The sequence below is a fragment of the Candidatus Margulisiibacteriota bacterium genome (assembly GCA_031268855.1).
In the GTDB taxonomy this organism is placed as follows: Bacteria; Margulisbacteria; Termititenacia; order Termititenacales; family Termititenacaceae; genus Termititenax.
The window spans coordinates 1-9,203 of the sequence record JAIRWS010000101.1 but is presented as its reverse complement, the minus strand read 5'-3'; the positions used below and the strand labels follow the sequence as shown (position 1 = coordinate 9,203).

Below are 9,203 nucleotides of genomic sequence, written 5' to 3'. Positions count from 1 at the left end.
GCATTGTCTCGCCAGCCCGCCCCGTCGAACAGCAGAATTGTGCCGACAGGCAAACCATCCTGTTTGCTGCCGATCGCGCTTTTTACAGCATACACCTGCGCCTCGGTGGCGAATTTTGTACCGTCATTGGCGGCGTCAGTCGTTTTCGCCGCGCCTAATTTTGGCTCGGCTACCGTGTCAGCCGCGCCGAATGTCTTAACACCGGTTATCGTTTCCGCTCCGGCTTTGTGCACGGCGCCGCCGTCAAGAGTATAGACCGCTTTAACCGACGGATATTGCGCATTGCTTGAATTATTACTGCTGTTTATGACGTCTGTTTTATTCGCCACCTTTTCCTTGGTATGCAAAGCCGCCCGCATACCCTCGGCCGAAAGTTTCTTGCCCTCGTCGATATTATAATTTTCCGCTTTGAAATCCGTATCCGTCGCGTCGGTGTAATTATCTGCCATAAAAATCCCCCCTTTTGATTATGTGTCATAACATAGCATTATTAAGACACAACCTTTTGACACATTATAATCTAAAATTATTCCATGTCAAGTTATCCGAATAATCTGAAAGAAGACTTTGGTCTCAAATATGACCTGAAAGATATAGGCAGGCAGATTACTAAATTGCGGAAGGTCAGAAAGCTAAGCGTAAATCTGCTATCGCATAAATCCTGTATAGACCATTCGATGTTATTGCGTATCGAGCGCGGCGAACGCGAGCCGATGCTGAGCACGCTGCTTAAAATCATCGACGGCCTCGGCCTGCAGCCCGCGGAGTTTTTCCGGGTCTTCGGCTGAAAAAATCCGTCCCGCGGCCTGACCAAAACTTCTTAAACTGACTTTTTATTCCACAACCTGCCAGAAAGTAACCCCATCTTTACTTCTGTGACAAGGGAGTATTATAATAGCTAACAGTGTACAATTATACATAGTTTTGATATGTACATTACGATAAAATATGTTATGATTAATAAAATATTTATAAGGAGGACGTTATGCGTTATTCACAAAATTCTACCAAGTGTCCGGCGGAGATCACGATCTGTCTGATCGGCAATAAATGGAAGCTGTTGATCCTGCGCGAGCTGTCGTTCGGCACGAAGCGTTTTGGCGAGCTGCTGCGCAGCGTGGTCGGCATCAGCCAAAAAGTTTTGACCCAGAGCCTGCGCTCTATGGAGGAGGACGGGCTGGTCAGCCGTAAGGTTTATGCCGAAGTCCCGCCCAAGGTCGAGTACAACATGACCGCATTGGCCAGAGACTTGAGCAAGTTGCTGGATCTGATGGCCGACTGGGGGCTTAAATATCAAGCTCTGTACAAGAAAAAATTTAAAACCGCTCTAGCGGCGAATGACCAAACTCCGGCACAACCGGCTGAGTGGCAAACAGCGGCTGACCCCGGGGGAGCATCTGAGCAGAGCGCAAAAGGACGCGGCAAACTGGCTAAACCACTTTGATTATATATATCACCGTATAATAAGCGGGCACGGTATTGACGCTGAACGCCGGTCTGGCAACGCCGGCGCTCTCCGTATCGCCAGTAACGTTACCGCCAGTGATCGAATGTGTATGTGTGCCGCCGACTGCTTTGCTGTCCGAGGAAAAACTATGCTCGTGAGTGCTACTAGCATTAGTAATGCCGCCCGACAAATCATGCTTGTGCGTATTGGCTTCCACAAACTTTTCGCCAGCAAGATTCTTCTCATAATAAGCTCTGGTTCTATCACTAAAACTTCTACCGGCAACCATATATGAATACGGCAAACCATCACTATAACTACTCTCATTGTAATCACCACTTCTTAAAGAATGGCCGTGAGTATCATTATCAACTGCTAAATTATGGCCGTGAGTATGCAGTCCGTCAGAGGCTGTTTTGCCGGATAGAGTATGTTCGTGCGAGCCGCTTTCAACTATTTGTAGATCGGATAAAGACAAATTGCCAGCGGCGTGCTTGTGTTCGGGGAGATGAGCGTCGGTCAGGGTCACGCTCTGGCTATCCGCGCCGCCGCCCGTGGTAAAATCAGAGTTCGTTCCGCCGCGTAAAAATCTGTTCGTCAAATCCGGCACATTATTCGGATCGGCGTCGTGATTGGCGGTGTTGCAGATCTTCCAGATATTCTTAAACTCCGCGCTGGTCGCGCCCCACGCCGCGGTACTGAAAGTCAGTATCGCGCCTTTCGGGAAAAATGTCAGATTGAGAATATCATCCGCCTCCATTCTCTCGCCTGTTGCTATAGTCATAAAAATACCCCCTGGTTAGTTTATGTTTATTAGCATAGCACAAATATGATTAAAGTCAATAAATAAATTATGATTTTGCTCATTACATTACAGAATAAACCGTGATTAATTAACTCATTAAAGGATCAACAAATGACTTCCTCAATGTTAAATCAAGAGCTGAAAGCCTTGATCAGTAGAAAACTCCGGCAATTGCGGGAAAAAAGCAAACAAACTCTGGAAGAAGAGGCCTATTTTTTAGATTTAGATTATGCTCAATACTATAGAATACTTAAAGGGACTTCTTTACCTGGCTTAGAAACATTGATCAAAATCAATCAGGCTTATGGGCTGGATATGAACTGGTGGTTTGGTGAAGCGGCCAAAATCTCAGAAAAAATGATGGCGCAGATTAAACAAAGAAAAGAAAATTTGGAGATACTCTCAAGCTACAATAAATTAAATGACCGCGCTAGAGAATTTGTCCGCAAAATGCTTAAAAATCTTTAGTCCTGCGTGCCAAGAGCCAATTGTGTTATAATTTAAAAGCTTTCAGGTAAGTCACTTTATTCATTAAAAAGGCGATGGTGATTTATGATAATAAAGAAAATAAAATTGCATAATTGGAAGAATTTTCAAGATTGTGAAGTTAACTTAACAGAAAGATGTTTTATCGTGGGGGCTAATGCCTCGGGAAAATCTAATCTTATTGATGCGCTGCGATTTTTGCGGGATGTTTCCAAACAGTCTGGAGGTTTACAAAGCGCCGTGGAGGACAGAGGCGGCATTACTAAAATTAGATGTCTCGCCGCGCGCACACATACAAATGTGTCCATTACGGTGGAACTTGGCAATCCAGAGGAAGAAGCAAATATTTGGAAATATCATCTAGATTTTAAACATACTGGAGGTGGAATTAAAAAAAGCCAAGTAAAGATCATTTCCGAAGAAGTGTTTTCTTATGCTAAGAATGATTTTGTCCTTATAAGGAATAGCAGTACGGACAAAGAAGATGAAGAAACCTTAAAATATACTAATTTAGAGCAAGTAAATGCCAATAAAGACTTTCGCGAGCTGCAAACTTTCTTCCAAGATATAGAATATCTAAATGTAGTGCCTCAGTTAGTCAGGGAGTCTGCCTCGATTGCACATTCTCAGGCCAAAGAAGATTATTATGGACGAAACTTTTTGGAAAGATTGGCTAAAATGAATGAAAGAACGCGAAAGTCTTACTTTAAAAAAATAAATGACATTCTAAAGATAGCAGTTCCGCAGCTGAAAGAATTGTCGTTTGTTAAAGATCCTATGGGTGTTCCTCATATAGAGGCGCGGTATATACATTGGCGGGCCAAAGGCAGTAAACAGCAAGAAGCTCAGTTCTCAGATGGAACGCTGCGTTTAATTGGTTTTTTGTTTGCGCTTATTGATAATAATGGAGTTATTTTGTTAGAGGAGCCAGAAATTAATTTACATTCCGGCATAATTACCCAGCTGCCGGAGTTTATGGCTAAAATACAACGTTCAAAAAAAACAGCCTCACAAATACTTACGACAACGCATAGTTATGATATGCTTTCCAGCCAAGGAATATCGCCAGAAGAAGTATTGTTATTGCAGACAACACCGGAAGGGACAAGCGTAAAAAAGGTCAGCGCTATTTCAGAAATAAAACCTATTATAGAGGCTGGATTAACTATTGCGGATGCAGTGATTCCGCTTACGCAGCCAAAAGATATTCAAAAAATATCCCAGTTAAGTATGAATTTATAGAATATGAAAGTTTATATTGCTGGAGAGGATATAGTCAGTTTTGAAATTATCAGAAAAGCGCTGGCATATTGTTCTAAAGATGTGGAAATAATATCTCCATTGCCTGCTCGAGGGGGACAGATTAAAAGTAAAATTGCTGAATTTAATAGGTTGTCTTCTGCATATCCGGTTATTCTATTGACAGATTTAGACGCTGCGCAATGTGCTCCTCAATTCGTAAGGCAGTTAATTCATAATAAAAGTAAAGACTTTATTTTCAATGTAGCGGTTGATGAGGCTGAGGCTTGGCTTATGGCAGATCGAGATGGCTTTTCCGAATATTTTTCTATAAAAAAAGAATATTTGCCACGTTCTTTTCAAACCAAGCAAGGCGGACATAATTTTGTAACTGAAATGAACATTCCTTATAAATCAAGCATGTATCTAACGCATAATTTAATAACCAAAAGCAGGAAATCTGAGTTTATACAACAATTAAAGCCAAAAAAAGGAGCAGCCAAGGGGCCAGAGTATAATAGCTGCATGATTCCTTTTATCCAAAATAAATGGAACATTAGTTGTGCGCGTAAAAATACTGACAGCTTGAACCGAATGATTCTGAGGATAGAAGAATTGATAAAGTCAAAGATTGTAAAATAATGGCAAGTGGAAAGAACTTAGCTGATAAGTAAATCCCGCTTTTAAAAGTTGTTATAATTACGCATGGATATTATCCGTCTGGACACCGTAGACTCCACCAACAAATACGCGCTGGCGCATTTAGCCGCGCTGGCCGACCGCGTGGTGATCACCGCCGAGGAACAGACGGCTGGCCGCGGCAGACTAGATAGGGTTTGGTCATCCCCGCGCGGCGAAAATATTTACTGCTCGATAGTTTTGAAAGAGCAAAGAAGCAATCCGCTGCTGACTATATTGGCCGCGCTGGCCGTTGCCCGTGCGCTCCGCCAGCATAATATAGAAGCGCAGATCAAATGGCCCAATGATGTGCTGGTCGGCGGCAAGAAAATCTGCGGGATCTTGGCCGAGAGCAGCGGCAAGGGTCTGGTCATCGGCATCGGCCTCAATGTGAACATGTCTGAAAAAAATCTGGCCGCGCTGGACCAGCCGGCGACTTCGCTGCGGGCGGAAACCGGCCAAATTCACGACAGGGAAGAATTCTTGCGCGGGCTGCTAGAAAAATTTTTTGCTTTTTACGCAGAGACGCAAAGCGCTGGATTTGCTAATCTCTTTGAGATATGGCAAAATGAGTTAAATATCATAGGCAAGCAAATTCAAGTTCAGACTGTCCGGCGAGAAATAACCGGCAGGGTAATTCAGGTGACTGACAGTGGTGCTCTGCTGGTACAAACAGCACAGGGTGTAGAAAAAATTTTAGCGGGTGATGTGCATGTGGTTTAGTGCGCTGCAAATAACGATTGTCGGCATGGGCATAACGTTTTTCTTTCTGGTCTTTTTGGTCTTGGCGGTTAATTTGCTGAGCGTGGTCACGCTGAAATTTTTCCCCGAGAAACCCGCCGTGCCGGAACAGCCAGTGGTCAATGATAATTTTGTCGCGGCGGTAGTCGCGGCGATTGCCAGCAGAAATTAAGGAGCGGCTTATGGCCAGGAAAAAAATCGAAGTGCTGTGCACCGCGTTCCGCGACGGATTGCAGTCCGTATTCGGCGCGCGGGTTTTTCTGAAAGATTATCTGCCAGCGGTCGAGGCGGCGGTCGAGGCCGGCCTCAAGCGCTTTGAATTCGGCGGCGGCGCGCTGTTCCAGAGCTCTTTCTTTTACGCCAACGAAAACGCTTTTGAAAATATGGCGCAGTTCCGCAAACTGGTTGGGCCGGACATTGATCTGCAGACATTGGCCCGCGGCGTGAATGTCGTGGGGCTGGAATCGCAGCCGCGCGACATTATCAATCTCCATGCCAAACTTTTCAAAAAATACGGCGCGACGACGATCCGCAATTTTGACGCGCTGAATGATGTCGACAATCTGGACTACAGCGGCAAGTGCATCACGGACAATAAATTAAATCACGAGATCGCGGTCACGATGATGGATCTGCCGCCGGGCTGCGCGGGCGCGCACGATGTGGAGTTTTACGAAAAGACCCTGCGCCGGATACTGGACTCCGGCATTGCTTACACGGCGCTGTGTTTCAAGGACGCTTCCGGCACGAGTAATCCGCGCAAGGTGCACGAAACGCTCAAGATGGCCAAAAAACTGCTCGGCAAAAAAACGCCGCTGGCTTTTCACACGCACGAGACCGCGGGCATTTCCGTGGCGGCTTATCTGGCCGCGCTGGAGGCTGGAGCGGACAGCATCGATCTTTCGCTGGCGCCGGTGTCGGGCGGCACTTGCCAGCCGGATATTTTGACCATGCTGCATGCGCTCAAAGGCTCGGAGTACGATCTGGGTTTTGATCTGGAAAAAATCCGCAAGACCGAGGAAGTACTGGCCGAATGTCTCAAAGATTATTTTGTGCCGCCGGAAGCGCGGGCTGTGTCGCCGATCATACCGCTGTCGCCGATGCCGGGCGGCGCGCTGACCGCCAATACGCAGATGCTGCGTGACAACGGCATACTGGATAAATATCCCGAAATTATCAAGGCCATGAGCGAAGTGGTCTGCCGCGGCGGGTTTGGCACGTCCGTCACGCCGGTGTCGCAGTTTTATTTTCAGCAGGCTTTCAATAACGTCATGTTCGGCCCCTGGGAAAAATTTGCCGACGGTTACGGCAAAATGATTTTGGGCTATTTCGGTAAAACGCCAGTGGCTCCTGACGAAACGCTGGTCAAACTGGCCGAGGAGAAAATGAAGCTGCCGAAAACGACGGAAAAAGTGGTCGACCTCAACGAAAAAGATCCCGAGAAAGGCGTGGCCGCCGCGAAAAAAATGCTGGAAGAAGCTGAGTTGAAGGCCAGCGAGGAAAATATTTTTATTGCCGCGACCTGCCGGGAAAAAGGCATCGCTTTCCTCAAGGGCGAGGGCAAAATCGGCGTGCGTAAGATTGAGAAGCAGGAGAACAAACCCAAGCCCGATAATTTTCTGGTGACGGTCAACGGTAAAAAATATCCCGTGATTTATAAAAACGGTCTGGCCACCGTCGACGGCAAGAAATATGAAATCAAGGTCGAGAACGGCATCGCGGATACCACCAAAACTCCAGCCGAGCCAGCGGCCACGGAGGCCTGGGGAATTCAGGCGCCGTTTCCCGGTACGGTTTTGAAGGTACTGCGCGAGGCGGGAAAACCTGTCGCCAAAAATGAAATTTTGTTTGTCATCGAAGCGATGAAAATGGAAACAGAGATCAGGGCGCCGCGCGACGGCGTGCTGCTGGCGGTCAAAGTAAAATCCGGCGACGTGGTGTCGAGCGGACAAATACTGGCGCAGCTGGGATAGGAGTTACGGCCGACATTATGGAAACATTAAATCTCTGGCAGCTGCTCCAAAATATTCTAAACGACACGGGGCTGTTAAATTTTCACTGGACTAATCTGGTAATGATAGGCGTCTGTTTTGTCCTGCTCTATCTGGCCATCGCCAAAGGCTTTGAGCCGCTGCTGCTGGTGCCGATCGCTTTCGGCGGGCTGCTTTCCAATATACCGCTGGCCGGCATTATCGATGAGGGCGGTTTTTTGCGGCAGGTTTACAATTTCGGCATCGGCTCCGGCGTTTTCCCTTTGCTTATTTTTATCGGCATTGGCGCGATGACTGATTTCGGGCCGCTCATTGCCAATCCCAAGCTGGCTTTGCTCGGCGGGGCGGCGCAATTCGGCATATTCACCACGCTCATCGGCGCGGTGGCGCTACCGGGTATGAATTTTACGCTGCGGCAGGCCGCGTCGATCGGCATTATCGGCGGGGCGGACGGGCCGACGGCGATATATGTCACAACCAGATTGGCGCCGGAACTGCTGGGCGCGATAGCCGTGGCCGCCTACTCTTATATGGCGCTGGTGCCGATTATTCAGCCGCCGATCATGCGCTGGCTTACCACCGAAAAAGAACGCCAGATAAAAATGACGCAGCTCCGGCAGGTCAGCAAAACAGAAAAAATACTTTTTCCGCTGGCGGTGCTGGCGCTTTGCGCGGTCTTTGTGCCGTCAGCCGCTCCGCTGATCGGCGCGTTTATGTTCGGCAATCTTTTGAGCGAGTGCGGGGCCGCCACTTTCCGGCTGGCCGATACCGCCAAGAACGCGATGGTAAATATCGTGACTATTTTGCTCGGACTGGCTGTCGGCTCCAAGCTGCAAGCCGAGCAATTCCTGAATGTTCAGACTCTCGGCATTTTGATACTCGGACTGGCCGCTTTCGCGGTCGGTTCCGGCGCGGGGGTTTTGATGGCCAGACTGATGAATCTATTCAGCAAAGAAAAAATCAACCCGTTGATCGGCTCAGCCGGAGTCTCTGCCGTGCCGATGGCCGCGCGCGTGTCCAATAAGCTGGGTCTGGAAGCTGACCCGCAGAATTTCTTGATGATGCACGCCATGGGGCCAAATGTTTCCGGGGTTATTGGCTCGGCGGTGGTGGCGGGTGTGTTATTGGCGGTGTTTAAGTAAGGATCCCTGGCGCAAATTTTAAGTTTTAAAAAATAAAGCCGTTAATATTCTCTAAAGGATTTGAAAAATTCCGCCGGACTCATTTCCAGACCGTCGATAATTTTAAACAGCGTGTTGATCTTTGGTTCGCGCTCGCCCCGCTCCACGCGCTGAATGACCGTATTATTCAGGCCGGAATTTAGAGCCAGCATATACATGCTCAATTTCTTGCTTTTTCTTATTTTGCGGATGCGGGTAATTACGTCTTGATTGGAATATTTTAAGCTGCCCGATTTATCCGACGCATATGTGACAATTGACATATAATAATCATAAGGTATAATTAAGGGGCTATATATGACAGTTGTCCTATATAGGGAATAAATTTAGGGGGGATTTATATGACAATAGCGACAGGCGAGAAAATGTATGCGGACGATCTTTTGAATTTGCTCTTTTTTCCCAAAGGCCTGATCTTGCAGTATGACGGCACAAGCTGGCAGGACAATGTCACGCTCAAGGGCTGGTATCAGTGCGCCGGGCAGGAGACGCCTTACGGGGCAACGCCGGATCTACGGAGTAAATTTATTATGGGTTATGATGGCGGTGGCCGCACGGGCGGCAATAATTCTCTGGAGCTGTCCACCGCCAATTTGCCGGCGCATGGTCATAGTTTGAACAACATGTCCCTGAGC

The 9,203-nt window shown here is 47.5% G+C and carries 12 protein-coding genes and 1 pseudogene; 10 read left to right on the top strand and 3 right to left on the bottom strand.

Annotated features, from left to right (window positions below; genetic code table 11):
• Positions 1–449, bottom strand: a 449-nt coding sequence (locus LBJ25_06105) for a hypothetical protein (GenBank protein ID MDR1453527.1), incomplete at its 3' end; no start/stop codon positions are given.
• Positions 450–533: 84 nt separating this feature from the next.
• Between LBJ25_06105 and LBJ25_06100 the strand changes: the two genes are divergently transcribed.
• Both LBJ25_06100 and LBJ25_06095 read left to right on the top strand, forming a co-directional pair.
• Entirely contained in the window at positions 534–788 is a 255-nt protein-coding gene (locus LBJ25_06100; GenBank protein MDR1453526.1) for a helix-turn-helix domain-containing protein, read from the top strand.
• 197 nt (positions 789–985) lie between these two features.
• A pseudogene (locus LBJ25_06095) lies at positions 986–1,294 on the top strand (helix-turn-helix transcriptional regulator).
• Between the two features lie 136 nt (positions 1,295–1,430).
• On the opposite strand, the gene LBJ25_06090 reads toward LBJ25_06095, so the two are convergent.
• Positions 1,431–2,231 carry a hypothetical protein gene (locus LBJ25_06090; protein ID MDR1453525.1) on the bottom strand — a complete coding sequence of 267 codons (801 nt, stop codon included), beginning with the start codon at positions 2,229–2,231 and terminating at the stop codon, positions 1,431–1,433.
• A 132-nt stretch (positions 2,232–2,363) separates the two neighbouring features.
• Between LBJ25_06090 and LBJ25_06085 the strand changes: the two genes are divergently transcribed.
• The 7 genes from LBJ25_06085 to LBJ25_06055 all read left to right on the top strand — a co-directional run bounded on the left by LBJ25_06085 (position 2,364) and on the right by LBJ25_06055 (position 8,529).
• A complete protein-coding gene (locus tag LBJ25_06085; protein MDR1453524.1) occupies positions 2,364–2,720 on the top strand; it encodes a helix-turn-helix domain-containing protein in 357 nt (118 codons plus the stop codon).
• An 84-nt stretch (positions 2,721–2,804) separates the two neighbouring features.
• Entirely contained in the window at positions 2,805–3,980 is a 1,176-nt protein-coding gene (locus LBJ25_06080; protein MDR1453523.1) for an AAA family ATPase, read from the top strand.
• Positions 3,981–3,983: 3 nt separating this feature from the next.
• Positions 3,984–4,619 (top strand): DUF4276 family protein, encoded by a 636-nt coding sequence (locus LBJ25_06075; GenBank protein ID MDR1453522.1) that lies wholly within the window; start codon positions 3,984–3,986, stop codon positions 4,617–4,619.
• A 63-nt stretch (positions 4,620–4,682) separates the two neighbouring features.
• Positions 4,683–5,378: a biotin--[acetyl-CoA-carboxylase] ligase gene (locus LBJ25_06070; GenBank protein ID MDR1453521.1), complete on the top strand. Its 696-nt coding sequence runs from the start codon at positions 4,683–4,685 to the stop codon at positions 5,376–5,378.
• On the top strand, positions 5,368–5,568 hold the full coding sequence (locus tag LBJ25_06065; GenBank protein MDR1453520.1) for an OadG family protein: 201 nt from the start codon (positions 5,368–5,370) through the stop codon (positions 5,566–5,568). The genes LBJ25_06070 and LBJ25_06065 overlap by 11 nt, the downstream gene beginning before the upstream one ends.
• A gap of 10 nt (positions 5,569–5,578) precedes the next feature.
• Positions 5,579–7,369, top strand: a complete 1,791-nt coding sequence (locus LBJ25_06060) for a biotin/lipoyl-binding protein (GenBank protein MDR1453519.1) — start codon at positions 5,579–5,581, stop codon at positions 7,367–7,369.
• A 17-nt stretch (positions 7,370–7,386) separates the two neighbouring features.
• A complete protein-coding gene (locus tag LBJ25_06055; protein ID MDR1453518.1) occupies positions 7,387–8,529 on the top strand; it encodes a sodium ion-translocating decarboxylase subunit beta in 1,143 nt (380 codons plus the stop codon).
• 41 nt (positions 8,530–8,570) lie between these two features.
• Here LBJ25_06055 and LBJ25_06050 read toward each other — a convergent pair whose 3' ends face one another.
• On the bottom strand, positions 8,571–8,831 hold the full coding sequence (locus LBJ25_06050) for a helix-turn-helix domain-containing protein (protein ID MDR1453517.1): 261 nt from the start codon (positions 8,829–8,831) through the stop codon (positions 8,571–8,573).
• A 78-nt stretch (positions 8,832–8,909) separates the two neighbouring features.
• Between LBJ25_06050 and LBJ25_06045 the strand changes: the two genes are divergently transcribed.
• On the top strand, positions 8,910–9,203 hold a 294-nt coding region (locus LBJ25_06045; protein MDR1453516.1), incomplete at its 3' end, for a hypothetical protein.